The sequence below is a fragment of the Streptomyces sp. BK79 genome, assembly GCF_044142145.1.
Classification (GTDB): domain Bacteria; phylum Actinomycetota; class Actinomycetes; order Streptomycetales; family Streptomycetaceae; genus Streptomyces.
In genome coordinates this window covers 1-14,991 of record NZ_JBHVOC010000018.1, presented here as the reverse complement: position 1 = coordinate 14,991, position 14,991 = coordinate 1, and the positions used below count along the sequence as shown (strand labels likewise).

General features: G+C 75.3%; 16 protein-coding genes. 8 read left to right on the top strand and 8 right to left on the bottom strand.

Features of this window, described 5'->3' with window-relative positions:
• Window positions 1-34 precede the first annotated feature (34 nt).
• A complete protein-coding gene (locus ACFIF2_RS22730; RefSeq protein ID WP_395575044.1) occupies window positions 35-559 on the bottom strand; it encodes a hypothetical protein in 525 nt (174 codons plus the stop codon).
• Window positions 556-2,289 carry a PHP domain-containing protein gene (locus tag ACFIF2_RS22725; protein WP_395575043.1) on the bottom strand — a complete coding sequence of 578 codons (1,734 nt, stop codon included), beginning with the start codon at window positions 2,287-2,289 and terminating at the stop codon, window positions 556-558. The genes ACFIF2_RS22730 and ACFIF2_RS22725 overlap by 4 nt, the downstream gene beginning before the upstream one ends.
• Window positions 2,290-2,439: 150 nt before the next feature.
• On the opposite strand from ACFIF2_RS22725, the gene ACFIF2_RS22720 reads away from it, so the two are divergent.
• The gene (locus ACFIF2_RS22720; protein WP_395575042.1) at window positions 2,440-3,057 is read left to right on the top strand and encodes a TetR/AcrR family transcriptional regulator; all 618 of its coding nucleotides are present in this window, start codon (window positions 2,440-2,442) and stop codon (window positions 3,055-3,057) included.
• On the opposite strand, the gene ACFIF2_RS22715 is transcribed toward ACFIF2_RS22720, so the two are convergent.
• On the bottom strand, window positions 3,027-3,779 hold the full coding sequence (locus tag ACFIF2_RS22715; protein ID WP_395575041.1) for an isocitrate lyase/phosphoenolpyruvate mutase family protein: 753 nt from the start codon (window positions 3,777-3,779) through the stop codon (window positions 3,027-3,029). The two genes, ACFIF2_RS22720 and ACFIF2_RS22715, sit on opposite strands and share 31 nt — an antisense overlap.
• Window positions 3,776-4,243 (bottom strand): hypothetical protein, encoded by a 468-nt coding sequence (locus ACFIF2_RS22710; RefSeq protein ID WP_395575040.1) that lies wholly within the window; start codon window positions 4,241-4,243, stop codon window positions 3,776-3,778. Before ACFIF2_RS22710 ends, ACFIF2_RS22715 begins: the two co-directional genes overlap by 4 nt.
• A gap of 116 nt (window positions 4,244-4,359) precedes the next feature.
• Between ACFIF2_RS22710 and ACFIF2_RS22705 the strand changes: the two genes are divergently transcribed.
• Complete coding sequence (locus tag ACFIF2_RS22705) at window positions 4,360-4,896, top strand: hypothetical protein (RefSeq protein WP_395575039.1); 537 nt, start codon at window positions 4,360-4,362, stop codon at window positions 4,894-4,896.
• On the opposite strand, the gene ACFIF2_RS22700 is transcribed toward ACFIF2_RS22705, so the two are convergent.
• The 4 genes from ACFIF2_RS22700 to ACFIF2_RS22685 all read right to left on the bottom strand — a co-directional run bounded on the left by ACFIF2_RS22700 (window position 4,887) and on the right by ACFIF2_RS22685 (window position 8,806).
• A complete protein-coding gene (locus tag ACFIF2_RS22700) occupies window positions 4,887-5,990 on the bottom strand; it encodes a family 43 glycosylhydrolase (protein WP_395575038.1) in 1,104 nt (367 codons plus the stop codon). The genes ACFIF2_RS22705 and ACFIF2_RS22700 overlap by 10 nt on opposite strands.
• 160 nt (window positions 5,991-6,150) lie before the next feature.
• The gene (locus ACFIF2_RS22695) at window positions 6,151-6,810 is read right to left on the bottom strand and encodes a response regulator (protein ID WP_395575037.1); all 660 of its coding nucleotides are present in this window, start codon (window positions 6,808-6,810) and stop codon (window positions 6,151-6,153) included.
• A complete protein-coding gene (locus ACFIF2_RS22690; protein WP_395575036.1) occupies window positions 6,807-7,970 on the bottom strand; it encodes a sensor histidine kinase in 1,164 nt (387 codons plus the stop codon). Before ACFIF2_RS22690 ends, ACFIF2_RS22695 begins: the two co-directional genes overlap by 4 nt.
• Window positions 7,967-8,806 carry a lysostaphin resistance A-like protein gene (locus ACFIF2_RS22685; protein ID WP_395575035.1) on the bottom strand — a complete coding sequence of 280 codons (840 nt, stop codon included), beginning with the start codon at window positions 8,804-8,806 and terminating at the stop codon, window positions 7,967-7,969. Before ACFIF2_RS22685 ends, ACFIF2_RS22690 begins: the two co-directional genes overlap by 4 nt.
• Before the next feature lie 157 nt (window positions 8,807-8,963).
• Between ACFIF2_RS22685 and mmuM the strand changes: the two genes are divergently transcribed.
• The 6 genes from mmuM (at window position 8,964) to ACFIF2_RS22655 (ending at window position 14,456) form a co-directional block, all read left to right on the top strand.
• Window positions 8,964-9,872, top strand: coding sequence for a homocysteine S-methyltransferase (gene mmuM / locus ACFIF2_RS22680; protein WP_395575034.1), 909 nt, complete (start codon window positions 8,964-8,966; stop codon window positions 9,870-9,872).
• 119 nt (window positions 9,873-9,991) lie between these two features.
• Window positions 9,992-10,924 carry a DUF4129 domain-containing protein gene (locus ACFIF2_RS22675; protein WP_395575033.1) on the top strand — a complete coding sequence of 311 codons (933 nt, stop codon included), beginning with the start codon at window positions 9,992-9,994 and terminating at the stop codon, window positions 10,922-10,924.
• Complete coding sequence (locus tag ACFIF2_RS22670) at window positions 10,921-11,508, top strand: hypothetical protein (RefSeq protein WP_395575032.1); 588 nt, start codon at window positions 10,921-10,923, stop codon at window positions 11,506-11,508. The genes ACFIF2_RS22675 and ACFIF2_RS22670 overlap by 4 nt, the downstream gene beginning before the upstream one ends.
• Window positions 11,498-12,499, top strand: a complete 1,002-nt coding sequence (locus ACFIF2_RS22665) for an AAA family ATPase (RefSeq protein WP_395575031.1) — start codon at window positions 11,498-11,500, stop codon at window positions 12,497-12,499. Before ACFIF2_RS22670 ends, ACFIF2_RS22665 begins: the two co-directional genes overlap by 11 nt.
• Window positions 12,496-13,857, top strand: a complete 1,362-nt coding sequence (locus ACFIF2_RS22660) for a DUF58 domain-containing protein (RefSeq protein ID WP_395575030.1) — start codon at window positions 12,496-12,498, stop codon at window positions 13,855-13,857. Before ACFIF2_RS22665 ends, ACFIF2_RS22660 begins: the two co-directional genes overlap by 4 nt.
• Complete coding sequence (locus ACFIF2_RS22655) at window positions 13,854-14,456, top strand: hypothetical protein (RefSeq protein ID WP_395575029.1); 603 nt, start codon at window positions 13,854-13,856, stop codon at window positions 14,454-14,456. The genes ACFIF2_RS22660 and ACFIF2_RS22655 overlap by 4 nt, the downstream gene beginning before the upstream one ends.
• The last annotated feature ends 535 nt before the right edge of the window (window positions 14,457-14,991 follow it).

The window sequence follows — 14,991 nt, the reverse complement described above, 5'->3', positions numbered from 1 at the left end:
CCGCCGCCAGGTCGGCGACCACCTTACGGACCTGTCAGTGGTCCGCGCAGCAGGGCGTCGGGTCGGGGTCCTCGAAGGGGACCAGGGTGCCGCCGACGGCGGGCATGGCGGCCAGCACGAGGCGGCCGTCCTGCCACTGCGGGCGGACGTGGTCCCGGGTGACCAGCGGGGTGTCCGGGGCCGGTTCGTCCGGTGTGCCCAGGACGGTGACGCGGTCGATCGCGGAGCGCGCGAGCACTTCGGCGAGCGTCAGCGTGCCGGTGAGGGCGTCGGCGCCCGGGTAGCGGACGGCGCGGCCGACGGCGTCCCAGGCGCCGTCGCGGACCGCGTACCCCTGGGCGGTGAGCCGGTCCCGGGCGGTGCGCAGGACCGGCTCCGCCCCGGCGGCCAGGGACAGGGCGACGCGCGGGCGGCCGTCCCGCACCAGGTGCGTGCAGCCGTAGACGTCCTCGGGGAGGGCGAGTTCGGCCGCGAGCGCCTGGAGCAGGTGGTCCGCCTCGCGCAGTGTCGTCGCGCCGGTGTCGATGCCGAGGACGTGGGGCGCCGTGGGCGGTGTCACGACGGCAGGATCCACACCGGGTTGGAGTAGAACCACAGGTCGCGCCACGGGTCGGCGTCGCCGACGACGTCGATGGCGGGTCCGGCCGGGTCGACCTTGGCGCCCAGCGCGCCCACGGCGGAGCGGTTGCCGTCGCTGCCGCGGGTGCGGAGGTAGACGGGGCGGTCGACGCGGCCGAGGTCGTAGGTGAGCCGGACGGTGCCGGTGTCCTTGTTCACCTCGTAGGACTTGACCACCCGGGCGGTCGGCGCGGTGAAGGTGTCCCGGTCGGCGACCGGGCCGGTGACGTCGCCCTGGATGACGTCGACGCGGGCCAGCTTGGGCGTGAATCCGGCCCAGTTGGGGCCGCCGGCCAGGGCGACGTCGATCGACAGGGTGACCCGGGTGCCCTTGCGGACGTGCAGGGCGCCGCCGAGCGTGGCCCAGCGGCCGCCGCCCGTCACGCGGACGTCGAGGCCGCTGATGAGCTGGCCGTGGTCGACCCAGATACGGCCGGCGCGGATGCCGTCCATGACGGCGGCGTACGAGAAGCCGTCGGAGCCGACGTGGGTGCGGCTGTACTGGCCGGGCCAGAAGTCGCCCTGGCCGGTGTCGATCTTCCCGGCGTAGACGGGGTCGTCGTAGCGGCCGTTGGCGGCGAAGTCGCCGCCGCCGCGGGCGGCGGTGTCGGCGTACACCTGGTGGGAGTCGGAGTTGGCGGTGATCCACCAGGGGCGGCCCTCGGCGATGAGGCTGTCCCACAGGCCGCCGACGGTGGCGGTCATCCAGTCGAAGCCGCCCCAGGTGCGGTAGCTCTCCAGCGGGTAGCCGGGGAAGGAGTTGGCGCCCGGGCTGCCGTCGTAGATGCCGCGGGCCCCGCCCGGACCCGTCGGCTTGGGCAGACCGGCCGCCTGATGCCCGGGGGCACCCTCGAAGCCGACGGCGATCTGGTGCTCTCGGGAGGTGGCGTCGCGCCAGGCGCGGATCTCGTGCGGGGAGTCGATGCCCTTGCGCGCCGGGTGGTTGGCGAGCATCAGGGCGTCCTTGACCTTGCGCCGCTTGACCTGGTCGGCGAGGAAGGAGAGGCCGGCCACGGCGAGGGCCTCGTTGGCGGGCGTGGAGTCGCCGGCGCCCTTGACGCCGCCGTCGTAGTCGGTCTCGAACTGCTTGAGGACGGAGACCTCGTTCCTGCCCGGGTGGACGAAGACCGTGCCGTGCTCGGCGGCCGGGATGTTCCACTCCAGGCCCTGGAAGACGAGGGTGTCCTGGTGGGCGTCGCGGGCCGCGCGGATGTCGGGGTTGACCTTCTCCACGCCGATCCTGGCGTGGGTGACGCTGCCGTGGTCGGTGATGACCAGCCAGTCCATGCCGTGCCGGGCGCCCTGGCGGACCTGGTCGACGACGCGGTACTTGCCGTCGCTGCTGTACTGGGTGTGGATGTGGTGGTCGCCGGCGAGCCAGAGGAAGCCCTTCGTGCGACGGCCGCCGCTCGCGGCACTCGCCGGCGCGGCGGTCGCGGTTTGGGCGGTCGCGGTCTGGGCGAGGACGGTGCCGGCGGCCAGGCCGGCGCCGAGCAGGCCCGCGCGGCGCAGCAGGCCGCGGCGCGACTGCTGTTCGGGGCTCAGGGCTTCGTCGGGGACGCCGGCGTCGAAGGCGGCGGGCAGGGCCGGCCCGCTTGCGTGGTCGTAGTCGTGCGGGTGTGTGTGGCCGTGGTGGTGATGGCCGTGCGTGTGCCCGTGTCCGTGCCCCATGAAGCCCCTCCTGGATACCGCCGCCGTGCGCGGCTGTGAGGAGAATCGAGGCAGAAGGTGAACGTTGAACGACTCGGAGGTGAGCCCCGCCCGCCGCCCCGCCTGCCCTAGCATGAAACCTAGGAGTCCTAGGAAGCCGGAAGGTGGCCCATGCCCCGAGCGGGTCTTACAACCGACCGTGTCGTCAGGGCCGCCGCCGACCTGGCCGACGCGACCGGCTTCGAGAACGTCACCGTCTCCGCGCTCGCCCGGCACTTCGGGGTGAAGGACGCCAGCCTCTACACCCACGTCCGGAACCTCCAGGACCTGCGCGTCAGGGTCGCGCTGCTGGCCGGCGGCGAGCTGATCGACGAGATCGCGGCGGCGGTGGCCGGACGGGCCGGCAAGGAGGCCCTGGCCGCCTTCGCGGGCGCCTACCGCGCCTACGCCCTGCGCCACCCCGGCCGCTACGCCGCGACCCAGTCCCGCGTCGACCAGGCCCTGGCCGCCGGCTCCCCCGCCCTGCGCCGGACCGCCGAGATCACCCACGGGATGCTCCGCGCCTACGGCCTGACCGAACCCGACCTCACCGACGCCGTGCGCCTGCTGCGCAGCACCTTCCACGGGTACTGCGCCCTGGAGGCCACCGGCGGCTTCGGCGCCCCGCGCGACGTGCAGGCGTCCTGGGACAAGGCCGTCGACGCACTGCACGTGGCACTGGAGCACTGGCCGCGCGAGCGGCCGGCCCTGCCCGGCGATCAGTCCGCCGGTCCCCGCACCTCCTCGTAGGTGGGTGTCGCACCGCGCGGCACCCGGCCCGCGACCACGTCGGCCATCGCCTCCAGCGCGGCGCCCAGCGCCCGCCGGTACAGCAGCGAGCCCAGGCTGACCCGGCTCACGCCCAGGTCGGCGAGGTGCGCCAGGGTCGGCCCGGTGGGCGAGTAGAGGACGTTCAGCGGGACGTCGAGACGGGCGACCAGGGCGCCGATGCGGCCGGGGTCGGTGAGGCCGGGGACGAAGACGCCGTGGGCGCCGGCCTCGCGGTAGGCGTCGAGGCGGCGCACGGTCTCCGCGAAGTCGCCGTCCCCCGCCCAGTACGTGTCCGTACGGGCGTTGACGAACAGCCCGGGGGCCGCGGCCCGCACCGCGGCGATCTTCGCGGCGTGCCGGCCGACGGGGCCCAGGGCGTCCTCCAGGTTGACGCCGACGACTCCGACCGCCGCCAACTGCCGGGCCAGCTCCCCCACTTCGTCGGGGTCGTCGCCGAATCCGTCCTCCGCGTCGACGGAGAGCAGGAACGGCTCCGAGCCCAGGACGAGCGCCAGCCGCAGTGTCTCGTGGCGGGTCGCCGACGTCCCGTCGGGCAGCCCGGCCGCCGCCGCCACGCCGAGGCTGGTCGTGCCGACCGCCCGGAAGCCCTGCCCGGCGAGGGCGAGCGCGGAGGCGTGGTCCCAGGCGCACGGCAGGAGCAGGGGCTCCCCCGCGCGGTGCAGGTCGGCGAAGGCGCTCACGACAGGTCACCCACCGCGTCGGCGTAGTAGACGGACTCCGTCAGGTGCCGGGCGAGTTCGCGGAAGCTCCAGCCCTCGCCGGGCGAGTGGTCGAGCTGCTCGTCGGTGAGCGCGTCGAGCCGGTGGGCCCAGATCCGCGCGAGCCGGGTGAGGCGGCTGCGGGCCTCGTCGAGATCCTGAGGCGTGAAGGGGGCCCGGTCCGCCTCCGTGGTGATCGCCGAGGCGTGCCAGTGGTCGGGCTGCGTCTCCTCGCCCGCCAGCCGGGCCTCCAGCTCGGCGAGGTGGTCGACCATGTGGACGGCGACCCGGCGGATCGCCTTGTGCGGGGTGTGGACGCGGCCGTCGGCGTGGGCGGGCCGCCCGTCCCACGCGGTCCAGGTGGCGGCGAGGGCGAGGACGTGGTCGACCATGCCGGTGACGGCGCCGGCGGGGGTGGGGCCGGGGGCGGTGTGCGTGTCGTTCATGTCCCGCACGCTAGGCGCCGGTCGGTTCGGTGCCGGCCGAAGTGTTCACGCCCTCGCGCCGGGCAGACGTACGGTTCCCCGGCGTCGCGACGGGGTCCGTTGCCCGAGAGGTGGACATGAAGAGACGTGAACGGCGTGACGAGTTCTCACAGCCGCGTTGGCAGGACAGGCTCTCGGTCATCGGACTGGCCGCCCTGGCGGTCGGTCTGGTCGTCCGCCTGCTCCTCGACGGGGCCGAGTCGTGGCCGTCGGCCCTCGTCGGCGCCGCGCTGATGAGTGCCTGGGTCGTGTTCCTGGTACGCCGCCGCCGGCGCCGGGACGCGCGGGACACCGGCGCCGCCCCGGACGACGTACCGGCCATGGAACGGCGGATCCTCAAGGACGGGCCGCCGCCCGAGGATCCGCAGGCCCGGCAGACCCTCGCGGCGCTGGTCGACTCCCGTCAGCGGCAGCTGCGGCGCAACCGCTGGTGGGCGTTCCCGCTCCTGGCACTCATCTTCTTCGGCACGGCCGTCCTGGGGTTCGCCTCCGGGTCCGTCACCGCCGGGAGCTGGACCCTCGCGCTCGCGGTCGCGGCCATGGGCGGGCTGACCTGGTTCCACCTCCGTTTCGACCGGCGCCTGTCGCGGATGCGGCGCCGCCTTCAGAGCTGACCGGCCCTCGTCCGTCCGCCCGCCGTGTCCGCGACCGGCACCCCGAAGTCGGGGGTGCCGTCCGCGTTCCAGCCCAGTTTCTGGACGCGGGTGTGCCGGTTGGGGTCGTGCAGCGGATCGCCGTCGATCTCCTTGTACTGCCGGGCGTGATAGACGAGGACGTCGGTGCGGCCGTCCCGGCCGACGGTGAAGCAGTTGTGGCCGGGGCCGTACTGCCCGGTGGTGTCGTTGCTGGTGAAGACGGGGGCCGGGGACTTCGACCAGGTGGCCGGGTCCATCAGGTCGGCGTCCGCGTCGGCGGTCAGCAGGCCCATGCAGTAGTTGGCGTCGGTCGCGCTGGCGGAGTACGTCATGAAGAGGCGGCCGTTGCGCGCGATGACCGACGCGCCCTCGTTGACCTTGAACCCGACGCACTCCCAGTCGTACTCCGGTGTGGAGAGCCGTATCTGAGGGCCTTTCAGCGTCCAGGGGTTCTCCATCTCCGAGAGCCACAGGGCGGTGTTGTTGTCCATGCCGGGCTCGTGCTGGGCCCAGGCGAGGTAGCGGGTGCCGCGGTGGGTGAAGGTGGTGGCGTCGAGGGAGAACGTCTCCCAGGCGGTCTTCACCTGGCCGCGCTCCACCCAGGTGCCCCGGAACGGGTCCGGGTGGGCGTTCTCCAGGACCCAGATGCGGATGTCCCAGACGCGCTCGGCGGGCGCCGCGGCGAAGTAGACGTACCACTTGCCGCCGACGCGGTGCATCTCGGGCGCCCAGATGTGCGCGCCCATGTCCCCGGTGGCGTGCTTGCGCCAGATGACCGACTCGCGGGCCCCCGTGAGGCCGTTCAGGGTGCGGGCGCGGCGCAGGACGATGCGGTCGTACTCGGGTGCGGTGGCCGTGAAGTAGTAGAAGCCGTCGGTGTGGCGGCGGATGTGCGGGTCGGCACGGTTGCGGACGAGCGGGTTCTCGTACGCGGCGGTCTTCCCGGGCGCGGCGGACGCGAGGCCGGGGGCGGCGGGGACGGCCGCCAGGGCGCCCGCGGCCGCGGCGCCCTTCAACAGCAGGCGTCGGCCGGGGGCTGCGGGCCGTGCGGGCACTTCGTCGGCGCGGCTCATGCGGGCTGCCTCTCGACGGGGGTCCGGCACGCGGAAAGCCGCTCCTCACGGCCGTTCGACATGCCGAACGCCATCTGGAATGACGAACGTCGAAAAGGTAAGGGCGGGGCGGGGGAAGGTCAACGGGTCCGACGCCGGAAGTCCGGACGGCGACTCGGCCTCAGGTCACCAGGCCGTGCCGGTAGGCGTAGACGACGGCCTGGACGCGGTCGCGCAGGCCGAGTTTGGCGAGGATGCGGGAGACGAAGGTCTTCACGGTCTCCTGGCTGATCACGAGCACCCCGGCGATCTCGCTGTTGGACAGGCCGTCCGCGATGAGCCGGAGGACCTGCAGCTCACGGGGTGTCAGCGGAAGGTCCCGCGCCCCGTCCTCGGCGGGCCTGATCCGCGCGGCGTACCGGCCCACGAGCCGGCGCGTCACCTCGGGGTCCAGCAGCGCCGCGCCCGTGGCCACGGTCCGGATGCCGTGCAGCAGGCGGTCCGGCGGCGCGTCCTTGAGCAGGAACCCGCTCGCTCCCGCCCGCAGCGCCTCGTAGACGTACTCGTCCAGGTTGAACGTCGTCACCACGAGCACCTTCACGGGGTGCTCGACCCCGGCACCGGCCAGCAGGCGGGTGGCCTCGATCCCGTCGAGCACCGGCATGCGTACGTCCATCACCACGACGTCCGGGCTCAGTCGCCGGGCCAGTTCCACGGCTGCCCGCCCGTCGGCGCACTCGCCCGCCACCTCCAGGTCGGGCTGCGCGCCGATGATCGTCGACAGTCCGGTGCGGATCAGCGGCTGGTCGTCGCAGACCAGGACCCGGACGGGGGCGCTCACGCCGGGCTCCCGGCGGGTATCCGGGCCCGGACGAGGAAGCCGCCGCCGCTGCGGCCCGCGCTGAAGTCGCCGCCCAGCACGTCGACCCGTTCGCGCAGGCCCTCCAGACCCCGGCCGCCGCCGCCCGGGGACGCGGCCCGCGCACCGGAACCGTCCGTGCCGACCTCCACGGTGATCTCCCGCTCGCCGTGGCGCACCAGGACCGAGGTCCGGCCGCCGTGGTCGTACTTGAGCGCGTTCGTCAGCGCCTCCTGTACGACCCGGTAGGCGACGAGGTCGGCGCTGCCGGTCGAGGCCGGCGGCGTCCCCTCCTCCGTGAACTCCACCGGCTGCCCGGCCAGCCGCGTCCGCTCGACGAGCGTGAGCACCCGGCCGACGGGCGGCGTCCGGTCCTCGCCGCCGCGGCCGGTGCCGTGGTCGGGGTTGAGCAGGTCCAGCAGATGCCGCAGATCGGTGATGGCGCGCCGGCCGGTGTCGCTGACGGCGGCCAGGCTCTGGTCGAGGCGGTCGGGCGAGGCGGTCAGGTACCGGGCCGCCTCGGCCTGGACGACCATCGCCGTCACGTGGTGGGTCACGACGTCGTGCAGTTCGCGGGCGATCCGGGTGCGTTCGGCGGTACGGGCCTCCTCGGCGACGCGGGCGCGGCGTTCGGCCTCCGCGGCCCGGGCGGAGCGCGTCCACGTGCCGATGCCCCAGCACAGGGCCAGCACCAGGTAGAAGGTCACGAACTCGGTGGCCGGTTCGCCCGGCCCGCGCCGGTGCAGCTCGACCGACAGTCCCGCGAACGCCACGGTGGCGACGGCCGGGGTGACGCGCCGGTACCTGTCCAGGTACGACCCGGTGCTCAGCAGCGCGAGGGGCAGCGCGGTGCCCGCGACGAGGTGGTATCCGCGCACCTGGTCGAGGGCGAAGCCGCCCGACACCAGGGCGAGGCAGACCAGCGGCCACCGCCGGCGCACGGCGAGCGGCAGGCACTGCAGGACGGCCGCCGCACCGGCCAGCGCGTCGGCGGGCCGGTGCGGCAGACCGCCGACCTCCGTGCCGTCGCCGTGGAACACCGGCAGGAGCGAGGCGACGAGGAGCAGCACGCCGAGCGGGAGGTCCCGGACCGTGACGTCGAGCCGGTGCCACCACCGCGGGACACGCCGAAGACCGGTCACCGGGGCAGTTTAGCCGCGGAGTCGACGCCCGCGGCCCGCCGGGAACCGAGGGGCACGATGTTCCCGCGCCGGTGGGCGAGCCGCAGGAACACGAGGGTCAGCAGGACCCCGAGGCCCACCGAGTACACGCTGCCCTCCGGCCCGAACGCGCCGCCGGTGAACAGTTCCGGCCCCGACAGCGAGGAGTCGAGCAGCCCTTCGCCGGTGTCGTCGCCGGACACGTCGGTGCTGAAGATCCCGGCGGCGGCGAAGTTCCAGCCGAAGTGCACGCCGATCGCCGGCCAGAGGCTGCGGGTGGCGGCGTACACGGCGGCGAGCATGAAACCGGCCTCGATGGCGATGGCGAGGGCGCCCCACAGGGTGGCGTGCTCGTTGAAGAGGTGCGAGAGGCCGAACACCAGGCCGGTCAGGGCCAGCGCGAGGTACGTGCCGGTGCGCTCCTCGACGATCCGGAACAGCACACCCCGGTACACCACTTCCTCGGCCACGGCGACGCCGGCCATGAAGCCGAGCAGTCCCAGCGCGCCGGTCACCGAGCCGAAGCCGTCGACGTCGTAGTGCCCGGAGGCGACCAGGGTCACGACGACGGCCGCGAACATCCCGCCCCCGATCAGGACGCCCCAGCCGGTCTTGGTCACGGCGCCCTCCAGGGCCACGTCCAGGGCGGGCCGGTGCTCGGTCCGCCGGACCACCCACCCGTACACGAGCACGGCCGGCACTGCCGCCGCGAGGCCGACGACGAGTGCGAGCCAGTCGTCGTCCTTCACCGCGCTGATGGCACCGCCGCCCAGGGCGTACACCGCCATCACGGCCAGGAACTGCCAGACGAACCTCACGGGGACCCCTTTCCGGGCCGCGGCCGGTGTGCCGCGGACCGCACCGGACGCTACGGATCCGGGGGCCGGAGATCGTCACCTCACGGTGGACACCTCGCCGTAGCTCGCTCGGGGGACAACCCCGAAGCCGTCCCCCTCCGGTGGCTAACCTCAAGCCATGACCAGCGACTTCGCCGACACCCTCGCCTCCGGCCGCCCCCTCGTGCTCGACGGAGGCATGTCCAACCAGCTGGAGTCGGCGGGCCACGACCTGAGCGACGACCTGTGGTCGGCGCGGCTGCTCGCCGAGGAACCCGAGGCGATCACCGAGGCGCACCTCGCCTACTTCGAGGCGGGCGCGGACGTGGCGATCACCGCGAGCTACCAGGCCACCTTCGAGGGCTTCGCCCGGCGCGGGGCCGGCCGGCGGCGCGCCGCCGAACTCATGGCCCTGAGCGTGGATCTGGCCCGGCGGGCGGCCCGCCGGGCGCGGGCGGACCGCCCCCTGTGGGTGGCGGCCTCCGCCGGCCCCTACGGGGCGATGCTCGCGGACGGCTCGGAGTACCGGGGCCGGTACGGCCTGGGGGTCGCGGAGCTGGAGCGTTTCCACCGCCCCCGCCTGGAGGCCCTGGCCGCCGCCCGGCCGGACGTGCTCGCGCTGGAGACCGTCCCCGACACCGACGAGGCCGTGGCGCTGCTGCGGGCGGTGCGCGGACTGGGCGTGCCGGCCTGGCTGTCGTACACCGTGGCCGGCGACCGCACCCGCGCGGGCCAGGCGCTGGAGGATGCCTTCGCCCTGGCCGCCGACGCGGAGGAGGTGGTCGCGGTGGGCGTGAACTGCTGTGCGCCCGAGGACGTCCCCGGCGCCGTGGAGACCGCCGCCCGCGTCACCGGGAAGACGGTTGTCGTTTACCCCAACAGCGGGGAGGCCTGGAATGCTGGGGCGCGGTCCTGGACGGGGCGTTCCTCGTTCGACGCCGGGCAGGTCCGCCGGTGGCGGGCGGCCGGGGCGGGGATGATCGGCGGCTGCTGCCGGGTGGGGCCGGAGACGATCAGGTCGGTCGCGGCGGCGCTGACGGGGGCATGACCGGCGGACGGCGGACGGGGCGTCGGGGGACGCGCGTCGTGCCGTGGCCGACGCGCCCGGTGCCGGGATCGTGGTGAACTGACGTTCGGGGCGGGCGGGTTCGGCGGGCGGGGGACGGCATGGAGCACGAGGAGCGGGCGGGTCGGCGGGCGGCGCCGGGGGCCGTGGCCGCCGTCGGCGTGGTCGGGGCGCTCGCCGTCGCCGCGCTCGCGCTGCGGCCCACGGAGCGGCTGCTGCGCTCCGGCGAGGGACCGCTGGGCCACTGGGCCGTCGTGATCCTCTCCTCCCTCGCCTGGACGGTCGCGGTCCTGCGGGTCGTCGCGTACCTCCGCCCCCGGTTCACCACCTACCGCACCACGCTGCCGCCGGCCGAGGACCGGCTGCGGGAGATCGCCGGGCCGCTGCTGCTCGCCGGGGCGGGCCTCATCGGCGTCCTGGCCCTGGTGCTGCACCGGTTCTCGTCCGGCGCCCGGTCCGAGCAGCCGCCGCTCGTCCCGACGCCGCTCCCGGCCCCGTCGGAGCCGGGCGGACCGATGCCCACGCGGGAGCCGGAGGATCCGGCCCGCCTTCCGTCCGTGCCGCTGTCCCTCGTCCTGGGCCTGCTGGCCGCGGTCGCCCTCGTCATCGCCGCGGTGGTCGTCGTACGACGGCTGCGCCGACCGGGGTTCGGGGTGCCCCGGCACCCGGGCCCCGGGAGCGCCGGCGGCGAGGACGACGACGCGCGCCTGCTGCTGTCCGCCGTGCGGTCGGGGCGCCGCGCCCTGGCCGGCACCGGCGACGCCCGTACCGCCGTCATCGCCTGCTACGCCGGGATGGAGGACGCCCTCGCCGCGTCCGGTGTGCCGCGGCACGCCTCCGACAGTCCCGCCGATCTGCTCACCCGCGCCACCGGCGCGGGCCTCGCCCCCGGCCCGGCCGCGCCGCGGCTCGCCGCGCTGTTCCGCGAGGCCCGCTACTCCTCGCACCCGATGGACGCCTCGCACCGCGAGGCCGCCGCCCGTGCCCTGGAGGAGATCGCCTCGCTGCTGCGGGAGCGGGAGGACGCGCGGTGAACGGGCCGGCGGAAGACGCTCCGGAGCCGGGCATGCTCGCCCTGGGCCGGCTCGGGCTGCTCGGCGGCGCGGTCGCCGGCTCCGGGACCGTGCTCGTCCTGCTCCTCGACGGCGTCGAGGCGGCCTGCGCCCTCCTGGTCCTGCTGGTCGTGGTGGCGCTGCTCGTCGCCCGGTACGCCGCCGGGGCTGCCGCGTTCGACTCCGGACGCCGGGAGGAGGTGCGGCTGCTGCGGACGCGGGCGCCGGGCATGGGCGAGTGGCGGCGGAACGTGGGCACCGCCACGGGCCCCGACGGCGCGCTCTACTACCGGGCCGTGCTCCGTCCCGAGCTGCGCCACCTGTACGCCGCCGCGCTCGCCGAGCACCACCATGTGTCGCTCGACCAGCAGCCCGAGCGGGCGGCCGAGTTGATCGGCCCGGAGCTGTGGCCGTGGCTCGGCCCCGAGCCGCCCCGGACCGGGCCCGACGGCGAGGTTCCCGTCGACGTGCTGCGCCGCCTCGTCGACCGTCTCGAAACGCTCGGCGCACCCCGCACCCGTACCCCGTCCTCCGCACCGGTAAGGAACAAGCGACGTGACGACTGACCCCACGCCCGGGCCGCGCACCGCCGAGCAGGTCGGCGAGCAGGCCGGCGCCGTACTGCGCGAGATAGGCCGGGCCGTCGTCGGCAAGCCGGACGCGCTCGAACTGGTGATGCTGGGCGTCCTGGCCGGCGGGCACGTCCTCGTGGAGGACCTGCCGGGGCTCGGCAAGACGCTCCTCGCGCGGTCCTTCGCCACCACGCTCGGCCTGGACTTCCGCCGCATCCAGTTCACGCCCGACCTGCTGCCCTCGGACGTCACCGGAACCCCGCTGTACGACCAGCGCACCGGCGAGATGGTGTTCCACCCCGGCCCGGTCTTCACCCACCTCCTGCTCGCCGACGAGATCAACCGGACGCCGCCCAAGACCCAGGCCGCGCTGCTGGAGGCGATGGCCGAGTCGCAGGTGACCGTGGACGGCGAGACGCGGCCGCTCGCCGACCCGTTCCTGGTGATCGCGACCGCCAACCCGGTGGAGTACGAGGGCACCTACTCCCTGCCCGAGGCGCAGCTCGACCGGTTCCAGCTGCGCGTGCGCATGGGCTATCTGACGGCCGCTCAGGAGCTGGCGATGCTGCGGGCCCGGATCGACCGGGCCGCGCCCGAGGCCGTGCTCGACCGGCTCGCGGGTCCGGCCGACGTCGTGGCGTGGCGGGCGGTCGTGGAGCGTGTGGAGATCGACGACGACCTGCTGGAGTACGCCGTCGCGCTCGTCGGCGCGACCCGCGACCACCCCCAGATCAGCATCGGCGCCTCACCGCGCGGCGGGCTCGCCCTGACCCAGCTCGCGCGCGCCCGCGCCGTCCTGCACGGCCGTGACTACGTCGTCCCGGAGGACGTCAAGACCCTCGCGGTGCCCGCGCTGGCCCACCGGGTGTCGCTGCGCCCGGAGTTGTGGGTGCGCGAGGTGTCGACGGACGACGTGCTGCGCGAGATCGTCGGCGGTGTCGGCACCCCGGCGACACGGCGCACGGCCGCCGCCGTGTCGTCGTGACCGCGCCCGCCTCCGCGCCGCCGCCGGACGCCGCCGTGGCCCGGGCCGCCGTGGTCCGGGCCCTGGAGGGGCGCACCTCCCCGGCACAGCCGCCACCCCCGCCGCCCGACGGGCCGCGCGCGGGTGAGCGGACGCTGCGGCTGCTGACCGTCGCCGTCATCGCGCTGTCCGCCGCGCTGCTCACCGGGCGGGCCTGGCTGCTGGCCCTCGCGGCGGCCCCGCTGGTGCTGCTGGCACTGGCGCTGCCCCGCGCCCACCCCCGGCGCGTGGAGACGTCGGCGACCGTCGAACCGAGCCGTTGCTTCGAGGGCGACACCGTCACCCTGCGCGTCTCGGTGGCCCACGACGGCGACGCCGTCCGTCTCGACCCCGGCGTCACGCTCGGCCCCGGCCTGCGGCTCGACGAGGTCGTCGTCGGCCGGTCCACGGTGACGCTGCGCCACACCGCGCTGCACTGGGGCCGCTGGTCGCTCGGACCGGTGGACCTCGACGTGTACGACGCCGGGGGCACCGTGCGTCGCACCGTGCGCGTGGCGGCGGCCGAGGTGGCCGTGTTCCCGCACGCCACGCAGGCGCGGTTCACGCCGATCCCGGCCCGGCTGCCGCAGCGGCTCGGTGAGCACGCCTCGCCGCAGGCCGGAGAGGGGGTCGAGGTCGTCGGGGTGGGCCCCTGGGTGCCCGGGGAGCGCCAGCGGCGCATCCACTGGCCGTCGACGACCCGGCGCGGGTCCGTCCAGCTGCACCGGTTCGCGGCGGAGCGGGCCGCCGACACGGTGATGCTGATCGACGCGTTCGGAGACGTCGTCGACCCGGCGACCGGGGTGTCGTCCCTGGACGAGACGGTACGGGCCGCCACCGGCCTCACCCGGGCCTACCTGCGCACCCACGACCGGGTGGGCGTCGTCTCGACCGGGGGCACCACGCGCTGGCTGGCGCCGGGCACCGGCGACGCGGCGTTCTACCGCATCGTGGAGAGCGTCCTCGACGTCCGCAAGGACCGGCGTTTCGACGCGCCCGGCCTGGAACGGCTGCCGCCGCCCGCGCTGCCGGAGGGGGCCCTCGTGTACGTGTTCAGCCCGCTCAGCGACGCACGGGTAATGAAGGTGCTGCGGGATCTCCAGGAACGGGGGCGCCGCCCGGTCGTCGTGGAGATCCCGAGCGGCGACCCGTGGGTCGAACCGGGGGACGCGGCGGGCGAGTTGGGCCTGCGCCTGTGGCACGCCGAGCGGGACGCGATGCGCTTCGCCCTGCGTGACAGCGGCGTGCCGGTGCTGCGGCACACCGTGGGCGAGTCGCTGGACCTGGCGTTGGCGCCGCTGCTGTCGGGGCGGGTCGGTGGGAGGGGACGAGCGGGATGACGGTGCCCGATGCCCGGGTCGGTTTCCGGGCCGCTGTCCGGGAGTACCTGGCGTACTGGGCCGGCACCCTGCCGGTGCGGGTGCTCGGGGCGGCGGCGGTCGTGATGGCGTGGCGGCCCTGGACGACGGTGAGCGGTGGGCTCGGCGCGGTCGGGCTCGGATGCGCGGTCGCGTTCGCGGTGTGGGCGGCACCGGCGCTGGACCGGCGGCCGTCACTGGAGTCGGCACGGTGGTCCCACCGTCTGCTGCGACACCGCACGACGGTGCTGGCGTGCGGTGTCGTGGTGATCGCGGCGTCCGGTGATCCGGCCTGGTGGGAAGAGGCCGGCGTGATCGGACTGCTGGTGGCGTACCTGGTGACGAGTGAGACCTGGCCGTGGCGGTGGGGACGCGGAGCGGGGCGCGTGTGGGCCGAGGCCGCCGCGGCCTGTGCGGGGGCCGGTGTGGTGGCGGTCGCCGCGGCGGTTCCGGTGACCGGGGCGGGGTCCGGGTCCGGGACGGGCCGGATCATCACCGCCGGGGTGGTGGTGGGCCTGGCCGGGGCGTTGGTGGTGGCCGGTGGTGGAGTGATGGGCGCGCGGTGGCGGGGCGGGCGGTAGTCACCCGCGTCGGAGGAGCTGCCGTGGGGCCGCCCGCTTCTTGGCCAGTGTCGTGCTTCCACGAGCCGAGTAAAGGGCGCTCCCTGCGGTCGCGTCGGCTGCGCCGATGACCCTTCGGGTCACCCTTGACTCGGCTCGCTCCAGCACGGATGAGAAGCGTGCGGGCGGCCGGAGGGAACGGGTGGCCGAGCGGGGTTCGCGATCACCCGTCGGCTGCGTACGCCCCCGGCGTGGGCGGTGCGCACGGGCGCCTCGCATGCACGCCGCCAGGGCTTGGCGGCTGCTGGTGGGTCCGTGGTGCGGGCGGGCCCGCCCCGGCTCCGGTGGGGGCACGCCGCCACGGCTCAGCGACTACCGCCGGGTGCGTGGTGCGGGCCCGCCCCAGCCCGGTGGGCGCACGCCGGGTCGTTCCGGCGGGTGCACCACGGACGGGCGGTCCCCAGGGGCGTCTCGGCCACCAGGCGGGGCGCCGTCGGTCGTTTGTCCTGGGGCGGGGGACGAGTCCGGGGCCCCAGGAGGGGCGCGGGCTGTCATC

Excerpts from the sequence above, each read along its gene's own strand:
- ACFIF2_RS22710 (WP_395575040.1), bottom strand. The coding sequence starts at position 4,243 with ATGAACGACACGCACACCGCCCCCGGCCCCACCCCCGCCGGCGCCGTC.
- ACFIF2_RS22720 (WP_395575042.1), top strand. The coding sequence starts at position 2,440 with ATGCCCCGAGCGGGTCTTACAACCGACCGTGTCGTCAGGGCCGCCGCC.
- ACFIF2_RS22675 (WP_395575033.1), top strand. The coding sequence starts at position 9,992 with ATGGAGCACGAGGAGCGGGCGGGTCGGCGGGCGGCGCCGGGGGCCGTG.
- ACFIF2_RS22725 (WP_395575043.1), bottom strand. The coding sequence starts at position 2,289 with ATGGGGCACGGACACGGGCACACGCACGGCCATCACCACCACGGCCAC.
- mmuM (WP_395575034.1), top strand. The coding sequence starts at position 8,964 with ATGACCAGCGACTTCGCCGACACCCTCGCCTCCGGCCGCCCCCTCGTG.
- ACFIF2_RS22655 (WP_395575029.1), top strand. The coding sequence starts at position 13,854 with ATGACGGTGCCCGATGCCCGGGTCGGTTTCCGGGCCGCTGTCCGGGAG.
- ACFIF2_RS22705 (WP_395575039.1), top strand. The coding sequence starts at position 4,360 with ATGAAGAGACGTGAACGGCGTGACGAGTTCTCACAGCCGCGTTGGCAG.
- ACFIF2_RS22700 (WP_395575038.1), bottom strand. The coding sequence starts at position 5,990 with ATGAGCCGCGCCGACGAAGTGCCCGCACGGCCCGCAGCCCCCGGCCGA.